The 18,372-nt window shown below is 47.7% G+C and carries 17 protein-coding genes; all 17 read right to left on the bottom strand.

Annotated features, from left to right (window positions below; genetic code table 11):
* Window positions 1-4 precede the first annotated feature (4 nt).
* Window positions 5-337: a DUF3024 domain-containing protein gene (locus ACR1R9_RS01925; RefSeq protein ID WP_090904456.1), complete on the bottom strand. Its 333-nt coding sequence runs from the start codon at window positions 335-337 to the stop codon at window positions 5-7.
* A 27-nt stretch (window positions 338-364) separates the two neighbouring features.
* Window positions 365-2,035, bottom strand: coding sequence for a nucleoside recognition domain-containing protein (locus tag ACR1R9_RS01920; protein WP_433921863.1), 1,671 nt, complete (start codon window positions 2,033-2,035; stop codon window positions 365-367).
* Window positions 2,029-3,165 (bottom strand): NAD(P)/FAD-dependent oxidoreductase, encoded by a 1,137-nt coding sequence (locus tag ACR1R9_RS01915; RefSeq protein WP_433921864.1) that lies wholly within the window; start codon window positions 3,163-3,165, stop codon window positions 2,029-2,031. The genes ACR1R9_RS01920 and ACR1R9_RS01915 overlap by 7 nt, the downstream gene beginning before the upstream one ends.
* A gap of 5 nt (window positions 3,166-3,170) precedes the next feature.
* Window positions 3,171-3,440, bottom strand: a complete 270-nt coding sequence (gene rpsN, locus ACR1R9_RS01910; RefSeq protein ID WP_076290854.1) for a 30S ribosomal protein S14 — start codon at window positions 3,438-3,440, stop codon at window positions 3,171-3,173.
* A 31-nt stretch (window positions 3,441-3,471) separates the two neighbouring features.
* The gene (locus ACR1R9_RS01905) at window positions 3,472-4,668 is read right to left on the bottom strand and encodes a GTP-binding protein (RefSeq protein ID WP_076290855.1); all 1,197 of its coding nucleotides are present in this window, start codon (window positions 4,666-4,668) and stop codon (window positions 3,472-3,474) included.
* A 102-nt stretch (window positions 4,669-4,770) separates the two neighbouring features.
* Window positions 4,771-5,985: a staphylopine family metallophore export MFS transporter CntE gene (gene cntE, locus ACR1R9_RS01900; RefSeq protein WP_433921865.1), complete on the bottom strand. Its 1,215-nt coding sequence runs from the start codon at window positions 5,983-5,985 to the stop codon at window positions 4,771-4,773.
* On the bottom strand, window positions 5,982-6,746 hold the full coding sequence (locus ACR1R9_RS01895; RefSeq protein WP_433921866.1) for an ABC transporter ATP-binding protein: 765 nt from the start codon (window positions 6,744-6,746) through the stop codon (window positions 5,982-5,984). The genes cntE and ACR1R9_RS01895 overlap by 4 nt, the downstream gene beginning before the upstream one ends.
* Window positions 6,712-7,557 carry a staphylopine uptake ABC transporter ATP-binding protein CntD gene (gene cntD / locus ACR1R9_RS01890; RefSeq protein ID WP_310854641.1) on the bottom strand — a complete coding sequence of 282 codons (846 nt, stop codon included), beginning with the start codon at window positions 7,555-7,557 and terminating at the stop codon, window positions 6,712-6,714. Before cntD ends, ACR1R9_RS01895 begins: the two co-directional genes overlap by 35 nt.
* Window positions 7,538-8,425: a staphylopine uptake ABC transporter permease subunit CntC gene (cntC, locus tag ACR1R9_RS01885; protein ID WP_433948833.1), complete on the bottom strand. Its 888-nt coding sequence runs from the start codon at window positions 8,423-8,425 to the stop codon at window positions 7,538-7,540. The genes cntD and cntC overlap by 20 nt, the downstream gene beginning before the upstream one ends.
* Entirely contained in the window at window positions 8,425-9,357 is a 933-nt protein-coding gene (gene opp1B, locus ACR1R9_RS01880) for a nickel/cobalt ABC transporter permease (protein ID WP_099858070.1), read from the bottom strand. Before opp1B ends, cntC begins: the two co-directional genes overlap by 1 nt.
* A 13-nt stretch (window positions 9,358-9,370) precedes the next feature.
* Entirely contained in the window at window positions 9,371-10,960 is a 1,590-nt protein-coding gene (gene cntA, locus ACR1R9_RS01875) for a staphylopine-dependent metal ABC transporter substrate-binding lipoprotein (protein WP_433923765.1), read from the bottom strand.
* 299 nt (window positions 10,961-11,259) lie between these two features.
* Complete coding sequence (locus tag ACR1R9_RS01870; protein ID WP_433921867.1) at window positions 11,260-12,561, bottom strand: opine metallophore biosynthesis dehydrogenase; 1,302 nt, start codon at window positions 12,559-12,561, stop codon at window positions 11,260-11,262.
* Window positions 12,562-12,591: 30 nt separating this feature from the next.
* The gene (locus tag ACR1R9_RS01865; protein ID WP_076290862.1) at window positions 12,592-13,386 is read right to left on the bottom strand and encodes a nicotianamine synthase family protein; all 795 of its coding nucleotides are present in this window, start codon (window positions 13,384-13,386) and stop codon (window positions 12,592-12,594) included.
* A gap of 27 nt (window positions 13,387-13,413) precedes the next feature.
* Window positions 13,414-14,247: a diaminopimelate epimerase gene (locus ACR1R9_RS01860; protein WP_099858068.1), complete on the bottom strand. Its 834-nt coding sequence runs from the start codon at window positions 14,245-14,247 to the stop codon at window positions 13,414-13,416.
* A 795-nt stretch (window positions 14,248-15,042) separates the two neighbouring features.
* Window positions 15,043-16,158, bottom strand: coding sequence for an amidohydrolase (locus ACR1R9_RS01855; protein WP_433923766.1), 1,116 nt, complete (start codon window positions 16,156-16,158; stop codon window positions 15,043-15,045).
* Between the two features lie 207 nt (window positions 16,159-16,365).
* Window positions 16,366-17,427, bottom strand: coding sequence for an LLM class flavin-dependent oxidoreductase (locus ACR1R9_RS01850; protein ID WP_099858067.1), 1,062 nt, complete (start codon window positions 17,425-17,427; stop codon window positions 16,366-16,368).
* Between the two features lie 70 nt (window positions 17,428-17,497).
* The gene (locus ACR1R9_RS01845) at window positions 17,498-18,370 is read right to left on the bottom strand and encodes a LysR family transcriptional regulator (protein ID WP_063566647.1); all 873 of its coding nucleotides are present in this window, start codon (window positions 18,368-18,370) and stop codon (window positions 17,498-17,500) included.
* Between the last annotated feature and the right edge of the window lie 2 nt (window positions 18,371-18,372).

Raw genomic sequence — 18,372 nt, 5'->3', positions numbered from 1 at the left:
GCATTCAGCGCCAGAACAGACCCGCTTCGTCCCGCTCAACCTGCTCCAGCAGATCTTCAAAATCAGGACAAGGCTCAATAACGTCTACCACATTCCAGCTACTGTGTTCGTCTTTGGCATATACCTTCCACTGATTCTCTTCCCAGTAAAATCGGGCAATATGCAGTTTGTCCCACTGATATCGTTCTTCAGCGGGCCTTTCCTCGGTCAAAATCAGTTCATTGTCATTCATCTCATACGTTAATTTCACCATGGTGCGCAGGGGTGCCGGGACCTTCTCATGGATATAACCGTTCATCACCGATTGAATTCTCCGAATGGTAAACGAGTCCAACATGGAGATCACACCCTTTCATCAACATCGTTATGCAATCCAGTTCCACAGCCATGCCAGTACAAATGCACTGCCCAGTGATGTTACGAGCTGTTTGCCTGCCAGTTGCATGGCAAAGACCGCTCCCAACTCCTTGCGAATGGTCCACATCGTCACCAGACATGCCGTTAACGTGGAAGCCAGGTACACAAGAATAAACAGCTGCCCGCCGCTCAAGTCTTCAACGAAGGAACCCTGATCCTGATTCAGCACCAACAACCCGTCTTTTCGCAAAATGGAAAATAGAATGCCGCCCGCGGCATCGCCCGGCAGATGAAAGATCGCAAGTGCCGGCGTCAACGCGCCAGTCAGGGCAGACAGTGCCCCTGTCTGCTCCAGCAACGTGGCCACCACACAAATAGCGATGAAAATAGGCATCGCCTGCACGAGAAACTGTTTCATGACAGACCGAACACGCCAGCTTACAGAGTGCCATGATGGCTTTTGCAGAAATGTACGGTTGGCATGTAACGGGAGCGTTTCATCCAGCCGATTTCGATTCCACAGACGTGTATGCAGTGCGCCTGCAAGTACCAGTACAAGCATATAAGGAAAGAACAGCCACGGCTTGCCGCCGGAACTGAATATGGATAGAGAAGCTCCAATCTGGTAGCTACATGCAGAACCGAAGGAGATCATTGAAACACAGGCCTTTCGTGTACAGGAGCTGCAGGTACGGCTCTGGAACACAGCCACAACATTGCATCCAAAACCACTGAGGACTGGAATCAGATCTTTGCCGTTCAAGCCGATTTTGCGCATCCACCCATCCAGCGAGTCGGTAATCCGATCTTTCAGTCCACTTTCCTCCGTCACTGCCACACTAACCCCAATCAGGAATACGACCGGAAATGCCCATATAAACGAATACAAGCCCAGACTAATCATGCCGTAATCTCCGAGCATTATCGCCTGCAGCGGGCTCCATAATCCCGCAGTCATGCGATGGAGCGGTTCAAGAATCCAGGCATCTGCGAGCGATTGTATCCAGCCGGAGAACAGATAGGCCACATACACTGGTGCTGCAAATAATAATACCAATGCAGCCAAAGCCACAAAACGTCCCCAAACCGTATGCTCAAACATCGTAGTCTGCGGTTCGATCACAGAGGATTCAGGAGGTGATGCGAGCTCAGGATGCCTCTTCATGGATCTGGCGGCAACAATCGCACGGCATATCAGGTCTTGAGCGTTTCCATCCATTTCCCTTGTATTGAGCGGCAGAACGGAAATGCCCAAACCTTTACGGTAATAGTTAACCTGAGCAGATAATTCGGGACCACATTTGTCGGCAAACGTAAGCACCAATACAGCATTTTTGCCTGTGACATCCAGCATACCGAGCAGTAAAGGCAGTTCCTGCACCACATCCGTGCCGCGGATGACCAAGATTACTGTGTCACCAGCTGCGAGCTGTTTTAACGTCAGCATGGTCGTTACGCTATCATCCTTCATCCGGATTCCGGGTGTATCGAGCAATTCAAGCTGGTGCTCAAGCAACTCCGCTCTGCGGATTGTTACCGTGGAGCCCCGTACATTAGATTCCTCGCCTGTATCTCTACCCGTAAGTCCCCGAAACAGAGCCGATTTGCCCGCGGATTCGAAGCCAACCAGCACCACTTTACGAAGTTCTTCGGGTTGCTCCACAACCGAATTCAGCATGTACAGTCTTCACCGCAGCAGGACAGATCATCAAGAAACATGCCTTCTTTGCGATAGGTTTCCAGTGGAGCCAGATCCAGCCCAAGTCTCTCACCCATGGCCTGGGCCACAACCGCAAAGCGCTGTCTGAATTTATAAATGAAGCAAAATTGGAGTTGACCATGCATGACCTGTGGTCCAGTAATAAACAGTCCGGTGGCAATCGTCGATTCATCCGCCGCTCCCAATTGTAGCTGACCTTCCTTGTTGCGCTCGACGAGATTTTCAATCAGTTGCAAACTGCTGCGGAACCCGGTCGCCAGAATAGGAGCCTGACCCGTCTTAAGCAAGTGGGACTCTCCGGAATCGTTCTCGCAATAGAGAACATAACCGCCCGTTTCATCCGGTTCAATCCACTTGACCTCATAACCTTGCATCATGTGTATTCGCTTATCCATCATCGCCGCGCGCAGGCGATCCTTCGTATAGGGGCTTAGTTCCACACTGGGATCACTGCTCCCCTTGGCGAGTCCTCGTCCATTACGGTCAATTACCGTTACGTTTTTCCTCAGTTTACTCAGGTGAATGGCTGCATCCACACCGCTCTCATAGCCACCAACGATGACACATTCTTCTCCTTGAACCAACGTCCAGCTGGAAAATAAGCTGCTGTGCACACCATACTCAGCCCCAGGAAACAGGTCCAGTCTCGGATATTGAAATTCACCTGCTGCCCAGATGACATAACGTGTGCGCATTTGTCCAATGGATGTCACGACCTGGAAGCCATTCTCCTCCGGAATAACCTCCGTGACGTCTACCCCCGTTTGCACAGGCAATTTCTTGAACTGGCTCACCACCTGCAAATACTTCGCATACTCCAGCCCTGTTGGATGTTCTGTTCCCAGTGTATACGCCGGAGACGTGTTCAAAGCTACAGCGTTCAGATCCATCATGCCATAGGCATTGCTGGTGAACGAAGGGGTGATCAGACGCATTTCCTCCGGCCACGCCAGAAAAGTTGCCCCCACCTCACTGCGTTCCAGCACGGTAAAACGTGGCATCCCCATATCCTGCAGGACAGAGGCCATGCCGATCCCGGCTGGCCCCCCTCCAACAATTACACAATCATAATCATATGGATCATGCATGGGGCTTACCAGCTTGACTTCGTGACACCCGGAATTTGCCCTTGATGAGCCAGCTCACGGAACACAATCCGCGATACCTTGTACTTGCGCAAATATCCTCTTGGGCGGCCTGTCAGTTCACACCGATTTTTCAATCGGGTCGGCGAAGCATTGCGCGGCAGTTTCTGCAGTGCTTCATAATCCCCTTTTTCTTTCAGTTCCCGGCGCAGCTCTGCATATTTGGCTACGATTGCCTGACGTTGTTTCTCACGTACCACTTTTGATTTTTTGGCCATGGATTACAGCTCCTTTGTATGAGTTAAATTTCTATACGACTTCAACTGGCCAAGGCAGGGGATTGTCAAAATGCCCCCAGTCGGCCTGCATTTCTTCATCACTGAGCAGGCATTGGTCGAGTTCATCTTCAATAATGGTGCGCTCCATTTCAATCCCGATCATGACCAGCTCAGTCTGACGGTCTCCCCACTGCGCATCCCATTTCTCCAGTACATCTGGCTCTGTACGCAAAATTTCTTCCTTGTCCGCTTCCGGTAAAGCCGCAACCCAATGTCCTGCGGGGCCAAACTGAATCGACGATCCCGCCTGACTCAGACTTGCAGCCACATCTCCTTCAGCCGCGAGCCAGACCAGCCCTTTGGCACGCACCACTTCTTCCGGCCAGTAGCTCATGAATTCAGCTAGACGAGAAGGATGAAATGGTTTCCGACGACGATACACGAAGGAACCAATACCGTATTCCTCGGTCTCCGGTGTATGTGATTCCTTCTCCAGTTCCTGAATCCACCCGGCGGACATGCTTGCTTTCTCGAAGTTGAAGAGACCTGTATTCAAAATTTCAGACGGGTTGACTTGACCGTTCACAATCCGAATGATTTTGGCATTAGGCTGAAGTTTGCGGATGACACCTTCAAGCTTGTTCAGCTCCACGTCATCGACCAGATCACATTTGTTCAGCAGCAGAACATCACAAGTCTCAATCTGATCAATCAGCAGGTCCACAACATCGCGGGTATCTTCCTCACCTGTGGCCTGGTTCCGATCCAGCAGGCTCTGCCCTGAGGCAAAATCATGCCAGAATCGATGCGCATCCACGACGGTTACCAGACAATCCAGCTTCGCCAGACTTGTCAGATCAATACCCGATTCCTCGTCGGCATATGTAAAGGTCTGCGCTACCGGAACAGGTTCACTTATGCCTGTGGATTCAATCAGGATATAATCAAACCTGCCTTCATTCACCAGCTTCTCAATCTCCTGCAGCAGATCATCCCGCAAAGTGCAGCAGATGCAGCCATTGGACAGCTCCACCAGCTTTTCTTCGGTGCGCGACAATGTCGCCTCACCCTTCACCAGAGCGGCATCGATGTTGACCTCGCTCATGTCATTAACGATGACGGCGACCTTGAGCCCCTGGCGGTTGTGCAGTACGTGATTAAGAACGGTTGTTTTACCTGAACCGAGGTAACCGCTAAGAACAGTTACCGGAACCCGCTTTTGTGTCATGTGTATCTACTCCTTATGGTGTGGTCCGTATAACTCTGACCTTAATAGTAATTATTACGATTAACAACAATGACTATAATCCTGTTGAAGGATGTTGTCAAATCATTTTTGCTTTTCTCGTGCCATCAAAGACACATCTGTGACTGGTTTTCTTCGTTCATAGGCAAAAGCTATCATTACCGCCCCTAAGATAGCACAAATCATGTACATAAACGAATAGGAGGATAGATCAGCGAGCGGCCCCATCAACACACCACCCAGAGATACGCCTAGATCTGCTGTCGCTATGAATAAACCGATTAACACATTCCGATTCAACTGCGGTAGCACAAAAGATAAATAGGTAGTTAACGTTGGATAGAGAATGGATTGAGCGATACCCATCAAGATGGCCCCCACATACAAAAGGGCAGCTCCTCCTGTGATTGCCCAGCTTACACATAGTGCGGCTATTGCCAACAGCAGCATCGTTCCCATGATAAAAGGTGCATGCCATTTGCCATCGGAGGGGATTTTTTTACGTAACAACATCCGGGCGATCACAACAGTTCCTGCCTGAAGCATCAGATAGACACCCGCATTGCCGCTTGGCAATTGACTGGTGTACAGGGGAATAAAGGTCGTGATGGCACCAAATACAACGGAGGCACTTAGCATCAGTACACTGCATCTAAACAAGAATGGATTTTGCACCAACTGACGGAAGGATTGAAACATGCTTACGTTCTGCACCGATGAATTCTCAACAGGATGTTGCTCATTGCTCTTGTCCATTTTGGCGGTATACCCGAAGATGCCTGTACAGATAGCAATACCGATCAGAACGACTGTAAAATAGTCCATGCCGCCTGTCTGCCAGATCCCTAGCGCCAAGACAGGTCCCACAATGCCGGGAATATAACTGAACAACGAATAATAGGATATGCCCTGGGAACGGTCTTTCTCCGGCAGGGCATCAATAATGCCAATCTGCAGCGCCATGGAAAAGAAAGCAGTGGATACCCCCTGTAAAATACGAGCGACCAAATAACCTCCAAGCCCTGTAAACGTGTATAGAATAAGGGCAAAACCATTAATAATCAGAATAAAACGAAGTACTTTGATCGGTCCGTGCTTTTGAATGATATGACCTGCCCATGGCCTGAAAAACATGGTCGTGAACATATAGGCACCCATAATCAGCCCAATGGTTGTACTACTCGCCCCCAAGGATTCACCCTGTAAAGGAATAATGACATTAAGAATTGCATTTGCACTAAAATACAGAAGAACCAGGATGTACAAACGCAGAAACGGCCATGACATCGCTCCACTCATCCCTGGTCCTCCTCCTGAAACGTAATTAAATAGGTTAATAATCTCCTGGCATAATCGGACTGAACATCCTTAAGCTGCTCAATAGGCACCATTTCCTCAATCTGACCGTCCCTGAAAATAATAACCCTGTCGCAAATATAGGCTGCCGCCTGAATATCATGCGTAATGAACACGTAGCTCATCTGATAGAATTGCTTTAATTCTTTTAACAATCGCAGCACCTGAATCTGCACAGACACGTCCAGAGAACTGATCGCTTCATCGAATACAATGCATCGGGGTTCAGTAGATATGGCTCTCGCAATACATACTCTCTGAGCCTCTCCACCGGATAATTCATGCGGATATTTGAGCCTGTAGGACGAGTCTAATCCCACTTGATGCAACAATGTATCCACCTTGCTTTGCATAACCGCTTCCACTTTTTTATGAGCTTTCAAAGGCTCCATAATGGCTTCCTCCACCGTGAGAAATGGATTAATGGAGGACGTATAATTTTGAAATACGGCACTGATGCTTCCCCTTCTCACGCGGCGATCATTCACGTTTTTCCCCTCAAATAAAATACGCCCGCGATCAGGCTTCTCGATGCCCAGAATCAAACGTCCCAGCGTAGACTTGCCACTCCCACTTTCGCCGATGATGCCGAGACATTCGCCATGCTGGCATGCAAATGCAACTTTTTTCAATATCTTCTGTCTTTGTTTGGAGAATAATCCGCCTTGTTTATAGGACTTTTCGATCCCATCCACCTTGAGCATCTGCATCCCCTCCCTGCATCAATTTCCTGAAATGATTGCTCAGCTCCAACCGGGTGGAAACCAAAAATTGAGTATAGGCATGCTTCGGCTTCTTAAAAACAGACCGAATAGGCCCACTTTCGACAATGGCACCGTCTTTCATGACCATAACTTCATCTGCAATCTTCTGGACCACACCGAGGTCATGGGATATAAACAACATGGAACAGCCCATTCGTTCGCGTAATTTAATCAATTGTTCAACCACCTCATATTGAGAGATCGTATCCAATGCCGTTGTGGGTTCATCCGCAATGATCAGATCCGGCTCCAACACAAGTGCCAATGCAATCATAATGCGCTGCAACATGCCACCTGATAGCTGATGTGGATATTGATTCAGGATTTCCTGCGGATTCTTTAACATGACACTTTCCATGGCGCTAATGATCTTCCGTTCGCTTTCTTTGTTATTCCAGTCGAAATGCGTCTGTAGCGTCTCCCGGATATGCACACCGATTACACAAGAAGGGTCAAATGCGCTCATGCCATTTTGCAGAATCATGCACAGGTTTTTTCCTCTTCTTCGTCTCATCTCTTGTTCAGAAAGCTGGTTCACGTCCTCACCTTTGAAGAGAATTGTTCCGGACTGGCGAATCCAGGGTTTATTCAAACGCATAATAGACCTGCATGTGACGGACTTACCACTCCCGCTTTCTCCGACAATGGCCAGACAGCTTCCCTGTTTGACCTGAAATGAACTGTTATGAATAATGACCTTGTCCGTATTGGCGTCCCAGATCTTCAAATGTTTAACCTCTACTATATTCATAAACGGCTTTTCCCACCTCTTTTTTACAAAGCTTACCTTGGGAAGTCATTAATTTGGGGTCCAACGCGACCTGAAGTGCATCCGATAAAAAATTAAAGGCCGACACCACAATCACGGTGGCTAGTCCAGGTGCCAGCATTAACTCCGGTCTGGAGAACATGACTTCCCTTGTCTCATTCAACATCATCCCCCATTCGGCATGAGGGGCCTGGATTCCCAAACCCAGAAAAGAAAGTCCTGAGATCTGCAACATCATCGAACACATGGAACCACTGGCAATCACCGCAACATCGGCAAATGTAACCGGAACAATATGTTTGGTAATAATTCTAAAGCTGCCAATGCCAGAGGCTTTGGCGAATTTCACATATTCCATTTCGGAGAACTGCATCACGGATGTTCGAATGACGCGGGCAAACCACGCCCATTTCATGACCACAAACGCGATCAGAATATGTTCAAGTCCCGCACCCAAAATACCGACCACCGCCAGTGTCATGACGTATCCAGGGAAAGACAGCATGATATCACAAAGTCTCATGATCCAGGCATCTGTCTTCCCCTTGAAGTACCCTGCGATAAATCCGACGACAGCTCCGACCAGAACAGATATCAGTAAGGCAACCAAAACCCATAGAACACTGGGACGAATTCCATAAATGAGTCTGGATAACACACATCTGCCCAAATGATCATTTCCTAACCAATAACTCCAGGAGGAGGTAGCATATCGAAGTTTCATATTTACTTCCTCCGGGTCATGGGGTGCGCACAATGGGGCAAATATGCCCATAGCAACAATGATCACAATAACAACAAGCGATGTCATCGCAAGCTTGTCTTTGCTCAAATTTTTTAATAATCGCATCAGAGATCCTTTCTTAATCGGGGATTCATCGCCGCATTGATCACGTCAGAAATCGTATTAAACAGCACAAAGGTTACGGCCAAAATAAGAACATACGCCTGAATAATCGGGAAATCCCGATTGAGGATGGACCGCACGCTTAATCTTCCGAGTCCCGGCCAAGCAAACACATTTTCAATCACAACCGTGCTGCCGAGCACAATGGGGATCGCCATGCAAAATATGGATACCGCTACTTGCAGCGAATTACGTAAAATATGCAGGGTCACCTTCCGCTCACTTAAGCCGCTTGCCCTTCCATAGAGCACGTAATCCTCATTCATGTTGCTTAGCATCGAACTCCGGACCGTTCTAAAATAAATACCTGTATAACTCACCGTAATCACAACCACTGGCAGAATATAACTCTTCAACGAATCCATTCCGCTCGTAGGCAACAAGTCCAGCTTGACGGAAAAAGTCCAGATCATGATGGCTGCGAGCCAATAAGATGGCATTGCGGTCAGGACAAATGAGAGGCCTCTGACCGATTTATCGACGGCTTTCCCTTCTCTCATGGCACAGATCACACCCAACAGGATGGAGAATCCAATAATGAACACCGATGATACCAGCGTTAATTTTAATGTGTTCAGGAATGCTGGACCAACCAAGGACCACACCGGTTCACCGGATACATACGAGCTACCAAAATCAAACTTCATACAGGCAATCAACCAATTCACATACTGAATGACGAATGGTTTATCGAACCCCAATGCTTCATTCGTTTGGGCGATTAATTCATCCGTGATCTGAGGAACCTCCTGTGCCTGTAATACAACTACGGCGGGATCCAGGGGCGAAAGGTTAATGAGAACAAACGTTATCAATGAAATGACGAACAGCAGAGGTATGGCGAGCAATATCCGTTTGACTATATAACTTCCCATATCCATCCCCGCTCTATTTAAATTTCATTTGCTCAAATGGCAATTCATATTGAGTCTGTTTGAATGTGATTCCGTCCAGATTTTTGGGAGCCACGACAGTAACCCGCCCATTGGTAATCGGAATAAACACCGCTTCATCATGAACCATTTTCATAATGTCGGCGTACAGGGATTGGCGGGATTCCTCATCTGTAGAGACCATGACTTCATCAATTTTGTTATATAGTTCATCCGCCTGGGCTATGCCGCTTGTTGTGTGTTTATAGGCGGAATCCGAAGTAAACGCAGAGATGGTGCTCTGTGGATCGTACGCCAGTCCCCAGGTTTGATTGAACAGCAGATCATATTCCCCGGTTGCCCTTCTGTTCGCAATGGAAGTGGATTCCTCACCGACAATCTCCAGCTGAATGCCCAATCCTTTTAAGGCATGCTGGATCAATTCTGCCTGTGTTTTTTGCGAAGATGAATTGCTGTCATAATACAATGTCAGAGCTAGTTGCTGGCCGTTCTTTGCTCTCACAGCCTTGCCCTCTGCTAATGTCCATCCTGCCTTCTCCAAAAGCTCTTTTGCAGTCTCCGGGCTATACTCCCGTTTTTTCAATTCAACATCCGCATAGTTCACATTGGACGAGAATAAGGTGTCCGCTACGGTCTGGGTTCCGTTAAAAATGTCATTGCTGATCGTTTCCCGATCAATGGCAACCCATATCGCTTCACGAACAGCCGTTTCGTGGACAGGGTTATCCACTTTGCTGCTATTGGCTACGATCATATTTGTATTCATCGCTTCACTTCGGATCACTTGAAAATCACCCGAGTCAGCCAACTGATTCATGGCTTCAACATCAATGCTGTCCGCACCCCGATCATCGGTGAAAATAAAGTTGATTTCGCCCTTCTGTAATGCCAGTAATGTCGTTTCGCCTGCTGGGAGAACCTTGGACGTGATTTTATGGATCTTAGGTGCGCCGCCCCAGTATTCTTCATTGGCTTCAAATGTCGCATTCTCATCGATTTTATGTCCTGTCAGCTTGTAGGGCCCTGTGCCGTGATAGCCGCTTACCCCATCCTTTGTGCCACCATTCGTAAAATCTTTGGGTGATATAAATACATACGGTCTGGTCATGGACAGCTCCACCAGAGCTGGATAATAGGGCTCGGAAAGCACCAGTTCAAATGTGTATTCATCCATGACTTTTGTACTTACGATTTTGGTGGAGAGCTTAATCCAGGCATGTTTTTCAGCATTCGCCTGAACCGCATCAATATTTTGTTTGACCGCCTCTGCGTTAAACGGTTCACCATCATGGAATTTCACACCCTGTCGCAAATGGAACGTATACGTTTTCCCGTCTTCGGCAATATCCCATGATTCTGCCAGTAATGGCTTGATTCCATCGACCGTGTTTTCAACCAAGGATTCGTAAACCATCCCTTGTGCGGGCATGGAACCGGTGTATAAATGAGGATTCATATCATTAATATCCTTAGCGGATGCATAAATGAGTTCAGACTTTACCTCGCTTTTCGCTGACTCCGTTGTTGTTCCCCCATCCTGCCCACATCCTGCGAGCGCGGTAATGACAGACAATAACAGCAACATTAAACCTAAAGCACTACCCTTTTTCACAACATTTCCTCCTGATCATGAAAGATATATATAAGTTCACTTCAAAAATGTTACATCGTGCTACTCCGATTGCAGTACCATCTTCCGATCGCTCTTATCCCCAGATTTTTTTGATTCCCTTATATAAAAGGAGAAATCTGGGGATAAAGGCGCAGCGTAGGCTTCCGATGCAGCTTTCTTTCAGAAAGCTTGTAGCTTCGCTTCTTCAGATTGGTTCTGCACTCTCCGTTATGATGTAAAATTCAGGTTCACTTGTATAGATTGAGATGTAATTAAACCGTGCTGTTCGCCAGCCCTGTGCAGATCATCCGAATGTCTTCATTGAAGGTTTGAACAACAAATGCTTCGGATAGATCCTGATCCGGGTGAGCGCGTGCGACTTCTTGAATCTTCGCCTCATAAGTTTCAATAAACGAATCGATGGTTGGGCAGCTTACCTGTAAATGTCTCGCAATGCCCTGAATGATTTTGATGCGATAATAATCCTCCTTGGGCATTCTGGGAATGTCCAACGCTCCATCCTGATTGACAAATATCTTCCTGAAGGGAACAGCCGAAAAGTCAAAATACTTGCCCTCCGGGTTGGGCTCCGAAAAGGGATCAATCAACAACGAGGTGTACCGTATGTATAATAAGTACTCTTGATGAATGTCCTGCAACTGATTGAAATTCTCTATATCGTGACGTGATAAACTCTCCAAACGTACCGGATAATTATCATCCGTCATGAATTGAAGCAGATTAACACCCTGGATACGGAGCCTATCCGTGATTTTCATCATTTCGTTCCACTGTGTCCGCATGTCCCGAATCAAATATTGGGTTACAGGACCTTCGGGGTAGATTTTATATACATATTTCCGAGTGTCTGACGCTCCGAAGATAGCGTCCAATGAAAAGTCATTCATGAATAATGGCGGGTGCACATATAAAGAAATATTTCTCGTTTCCGCCTCGAGTGCAGATGGCATAACTTCCAGCGCAATGCCCAATTGCTCGTACATCCTACAAAGTCCGTCCACATGTTCAGAAGGAGATGAAGTAGAACCGATATAGACCTTTTTCTTGACTCCAGTTGTAATGACATGGTTGGACGGTTGGTCAGTCATCCATCGGGTATCCCCCAAATAGGTAGAGAAGCTGATCACTTCCGTATCCGCATACAGCTGCTTCATATAATGGCTTACCAGCAGGTTGGAGCCAAAGGTTGGAGAAACCAAAATAATGTATTTTACTTGTTTGATGAAGTTATTCTTCATTTGCTTCAATACATCGACATAAGCATCCGTTGTCACAGCGAAGATGAGCGTATCCCATTCGCCTTCAATGGTCTCATATCCCTTAAACACCTGATCGACGAAGCATTCACCTGCCAACGGTCGATGCTTTTCATTTTGAATGCTTGCTCCAATGAATCCGTTACTTTGCCGAACTGCTTCATAAAAAAATTCTGAGCGCACCGATTCTCTTCCCGCTATGCCTACGGTGCAATTGAATTGCTTTTTGAGCAATACTGCCAGCTGAATGGATGCAGGGCCTGTTCCGAGCAACAGCACTCGTTGAAATCCGCTCATATGTACCTCTCTTTCCCAAGCTCAAGTGAGCTATGCTTTTTGGTATAATGCAATATCGAACACATCATCCGGACGCAGAATATTGTCGACCATTTTCCACTTGCTGCTGTCGGTTTCTCTCAGTGGATAGTTAAACAATGACTTTAACTGGTTACCGTATCTCATCGCCACCACCACATGATCATTCGTCAATGCGTGCAATTGATCGAGCAGATCATATTTATTGGCAACCGTGGAACTGAAAATGATATGTGTTGCTTTTCTCGTAAAAGCAAGGTCCTGCACCAATGTTTGCTCCAAATGGATGTTCAAGCCCGCACCCAGCTTCTCCACAACCTGCTGCCCGAGTGTAATAGCTTCTGCATCAATATCGATGCCAACCACCTCTGCCCCTGTTCGCTTGGCAATAAACAAAGGTGTCATGGGAAATGACCCCGAGCCTACCAGCAGCACTTTGGAGTCCGAGGTGACATGAAAGCTGCCAAACTCTTTTTCAATACATTCTTCTATATTTCTGAAATAATCCGCGATTTCCACATCTCCGTCTTGCAGCTTCAATGCCCGATATTTCTCCATGACCGCCACACACCGTGCAGATTTATCTCGCAGATCAAGGACCAGCTGGTGCATGCTACCTGATTCCTCTTGAGCGAGTTGTTCCCAGATTCGTTCATTTTGCTTGTCCGTTATAAACGTGGAATAGTCATCAATTAAAGCCTCCAGCTCTGAGCTATGCTGAACCGTATGATCATATCTGCCTGCCAACTCATCGAATTTCTCAGAAAATTCACTCAAGCATGTTTGAAAATCAATCAATGTCTCCATTCCTTTTCCTCCTCTAACTCGTCATAATCATGCATCTATAAATGCTTTGCCCTGGGCCACGATTCCAACCGATCCTTCGATCGTAATTCGTTCAAGCTCTGCTCCATTCCACTCAGCCATCACTTTAATCGCACCACCAGGCTGCTTGATATGCTGAACGATTTCCTTTTGCCTGCTCCATGCCAGATAGGCTCCCACCGAGGCTGTACCTGAACCGCACCCCCTTTCCCAGATCAGACTATCTAGCTGTGGGACAAATATGAGCGGTGCCAGCTCCTCCGATTGGGAGTTGTATAATAAAATGCCAATCAGCTTATCTCCCAAGGTTAAGCCTAATAATCGCGCCAGCGCTTGTGCCCTCTTTCTCATCGTTTCATCAAACGCTTCCACTTCGACGACGATATGAATGAACTCCCGATACCGCACGATCACCATATCCATATCGATTCCCTCATACTTTACGGTTCGTTGTTCAATCTGCTCAGGTATGGGCATCGTGACTTGGCAAAAATATTCATTCTGCTGCTGCTTCACCTGACATCTGATTAATCGATCTGTCCCGGAAACTTCCAAGATGATTTCTGTGAAATCGGTGGATTTCAACTCGTTCTCGGACGCGATATACGCAGCCAAGGCCATGCAAGCATTCCCGCAGAACTCTCCACCGGCCATTTCCAAATGGGCAGCCGCCTCCGGTTTATCCGATCCGCCAATAAACCCCACTTGTTCAGCGTATACGTTGTCATAGGACATAATTTGGGCGGCGATGTGTGAATATGTCTCAGCTGGATGATTCGTCTTCACCAGAACCGTCATATTTTGCGTGGGATTAAACTTGATAAAATCAATCTCCTGTTTCATCGCAGCCGCTACTCCTATTCTTATGATGGAATTAAGCCTGAGCTCACTTAGCTATATAAATTGAAATTAAGAAGATTTACACTTGCCACTCCGATGACAGAACAACCTTCCGATCGCTGTTATCCCCAGATTTTTTTGATTCCCTTTTTCAAAGGGGAAAATCCGGGGATAAAGGCGAGGTGTATGCTTGCGATGCTGCTTTCTTTCAGAAAGCTTTTAGCTCCGCTTCTTCAGGTTTTTTCTGTCCTCTACGTTCATGTAAATGTGTAGATAATTAATAAAAATAATTTTAATAGTAATAATTACGATTAACAGTCGAGAAAAATATAGCACATCCCACTTGGGAGCGTCAACAAATATTTCCATATCAAAAAGTGAGCATTGTGACTGTAATTTCATGCGTAAACGGGAAGGGATCTGACGTATTTGCGTCAACTCAATTTAGCCCAACGTTTGCAATTAGAGATACATCAGTGACGATTAAAAGGTATAACGGATGCCAGCAATGCTTTTGCATATTCATTCTTTGCGTCCGAGAGACAATTCCGTTCAAGCTCCTCCACGATCGTTCCCCGATACAGAAAAAGTACCCGATCACACCGATTCGCCACGGCCTGAAGATCTTGTGCAACAAAGAGATAGGTCATGTTCATTTCATACTGAAATTAAAAAAACGGAAACAGCAAAAAACGGCCACCTGATTGAGGTCACCGTTTTTTGCGTCCATTCGCTATTGTATTAGCATATTATCTTATTAATTAATCATTATTCGCGCATTTACGTAGCAGTTATCGCTTATCCTCCGTTGGACTGCAACTTCTGCAGTGACTCTTCAGCCAGCGCTGCCAGAAGATGTGCGCCAAGCGGCAGCGCCCGTTCGTCCACATCGAATGCAGGATGATGCCATTCGTGCGGACCTGACGTTCCGAGGAAGAGGAACAGTCCCGGAACCTCCTTTTGGTAAAAGGAAAAATCTTCGCCAGCCGGGGAAGGGATCGGTCGAATACTGTTCAACCCAACCTCACTCGCGACCTGCTCAGCCGCAGCAGCCAATGAGGCATCATTGACTACGGCAGGTGGTCCCTGAATCCAGCGCACAGTAGCCCGTGTACCATAGGCTGCTGCGACACCGGCAACCACCTGGTTGAAACGTTCGCGAATCCGGGCACGCACCTTCTCGTCAAAGGTACGCACGGTGCCGTCCAATATGGCTTCTTCGGGAATGACGTTCCAGGCGGTGCCGCTGTTAATTTTGGTCACACTGATCACGGCACTCTCCTGTGCTCCAACATTACGACTCACGATAGCCTGTAATGCAGTCACAATATGAGATGCCACTACAATCGGGTCAATGCCCGCTTCCGGCACTGCCGCATGAGTTCCGACACCCTCCACTTTAACCACAAAACCATCTGCCGCTGCGAGCAGCGCTCCTTCACGAATACCTACCGTACCGACCTGCAGATCCGGTTTGTTATGCAACCCAAAAATAGACTGAACTTCGGATAGCGCTCCGCTCTGAATAACCTGCCGTGCCCCCGTCGCCTTCTCCTCCGAAGGCTGGAAAATCAAACGAACTTTGCCCGGCAGCCGGGACTCTCGCTGTTTCAACAATCGTGCGGCACCGATCAGAATGGCGGTGTGTGCATCATGACCACAGGCGTGCATCCGGCCAGCGACTTGCGAAGCATACTCCAGCTTTGTTTCTTCCTGGATCGGCAGGGCATCGATATCTGCGCGTAATGCCACAACCTGGCCATCGCCCAGCCCAATTTCAGCGATAAGGCCCGTTCGCAGTGAATATTCATCTGCAATCCGTACCCCTTCCTCCACCAGCCAGCCTCGAATGGCTTCTGTCGTTTCCCGTTCCTCTCCGGATAGCTCGGGGTTACGATGCAAATGTCGCCGAATCGCGGTTAAGTGCTCTGCGAATTCTTCATCCTGCCCAACGTAAAGTTCCTGCTTGCGGCTCTGTTCTTCTTGCTCTGCCTGTTGCTCAGGCTGTTTCAGATCACTGCTCACGACATTGCCTCCTTTTATCATCGTATGTGCCATGTAAGATGGATTAATATAATACACGGGTCACTTCAACAGGTATGCTCTATATCATATATATGCCTAACCGATCACCGCTTGCGCAGGTGTCGACTCATGCGCAAATTCGCCCAGTCCCTGCTCATCCAGCGCCTCACGCAATAATTCAAATGAACGAATGCGTTTGGCAAAATCACGTGTGGCTGTGGTAACAATCAGTTCATCCACGGCAAAATCCTGCTGGAATTTCACCAGAGCCGAACCAACCGTTTCCTTCGTACCTCTCGTCACACTTGGCTCCAGAATCTCGATCCGATACTTCTCGTTCGATTGCCGTCCGAATTCTTCCGCCTGTTCAACGGAACCAACCGTCAATACCTTGCCATTCTCCAGATGGATCTTGACTAGCATATGTTCACTTGCCAGTCCTTCGGCTTCTTCCGCACTCTCCGCCACAATCAGTGATATAGCGAGGATGGCATATGGCTCCCGTCCAAGTGAGCGGTCGAATTGTTCCCTGTAAGTTCGCAGAGCCTCCAGAGCAACCTCCGTATTGCTATTAATAAACAATGAAAATACATAAGGCAGTCCCAATTCTGCCGCCATGCCTGCGCTATCGATACTTGCTCCAAGCACGTATAGCTCGGCAGGATTTTCGGATACCGGTGCAGCGCTTAAGCCGGCCAAAGGATGTGTTTCATCTTCATGCGGTTCATTATGGATGAACTGCTTTACCTGATTAATTTTCTCCTTCAGTGAAGCGGCCTCCTGAATGCCTTGCTGTAGTGCCTGCGTGGAGCGGGGCAATCCTCCCGGTGCACGTCCAATACCCAGATCAATTCTCCCCGGACCAAGCGCAGAAAGCACATTGAAGTTCTCGGCCACTTTGTAAGGACTATAATGTTGCAGCATCACCCCGCCAGAACCGAGACGAATCCGCTCTGTATGCGCCAGCAAGTGGGAAATGAGCACTTCCGGTGAGGAGCCGGCAACATGACCTGAATCATGATGTTCCGATACCCAGAAACGATGAAATCCAAGCTGTTCAGCCCGCTGTACCAATTCAATCGTATGCCGAAAAGCATCAATCGGCGTCTCCCCTTCATAGATCGGGGTTTGATCCAATATGCCAACACGAATACCCATCCTATTCTCCTCCTTCGATCATGCCGAACCTGACTGAATAAACCCTTCCTGGCTTCCATAATGACTCTATCTATAGCTGCCGCAACAGTTCCCCGAAAGGCTCTGCAAAAGGCGAATGTTCTTCTTTTAACGTAACGACGCTGATCTGCAATGATACACCTGCAACCTCATGTACCTGAATGGGGAACAACTCCTGATCCTGCACTTCCTTTTGCACTGTCAGACCTGGGAGAAACGCAATACCTGCTCCTTGCTTCACCAGCTTCTTCGCCGTTTCCGAATTATCAACGTGATATGTAATATCCGGCGGGTGTTCCAGCGAGTCAAAGGCCCGGTGTATGCGCAGCCAGTCCAGTGAACCACATTCAAAAAAGACCAGCTGCTCATTCCTGATCGCCTCCATGCTGACATGCCCGCGTTCAATAAATGGATGGCCTTTGTACACGTATAGCTGGATTGGATCTTCATAAAAAGCAACTGTACGGATCGCCGGGTGCATGACCTTCCGCACAAAAGCAAGATCGATTTCCTGACCCAGCAGCTTGGCGACGAGTTGGTCCGTCGTCGCTGTAGTCAGTTTGATGTTCACCTCAGGGTAAGCTTCCTTGATTTTGGGCAGAAAGTCGGGAATGACATAGTTGGATACGGATACCGTACTGCCAAGTCGAAGTGCATCGGGCGTCGTACGGCGTTGCTGTATCTTCTGTCTGCCCTTTTGAATCACTTGCAGTACCTGCTGGGCGTAGGGAAGGAACTTTCTCCCCTCTTCCGTGAGCACAATCTGTTTGCCAAGACGGTCAAACAATTTGCAGCCGAGTTCACGTTCAAGGGACTGAATACGAGCGGTGACAGAAGGTTGGGACAAAAAGAGTACCTCGGCAGCCTTATTGAAGCTTCCGTAATGATTGATATATACAAATGCTTCAATGTTCTCAATATTCATAA

This window comes from Paenibacillus taichungensis, assembly GCF_050994985.1.
In the GTDB taxonomy this organism is placed as follows: domain Bacteria; phylum Bacillota; class Bacilli; order Paenibacillales; family Paenibacillaceae; genus Paenibacillus; species Paenibacillus taichungensis.
The sequence above is the reverse complement of the archived record's forward strand: the minus strand, read 5'-3'. Positions and strand labels throughout refer to the sequence as shown.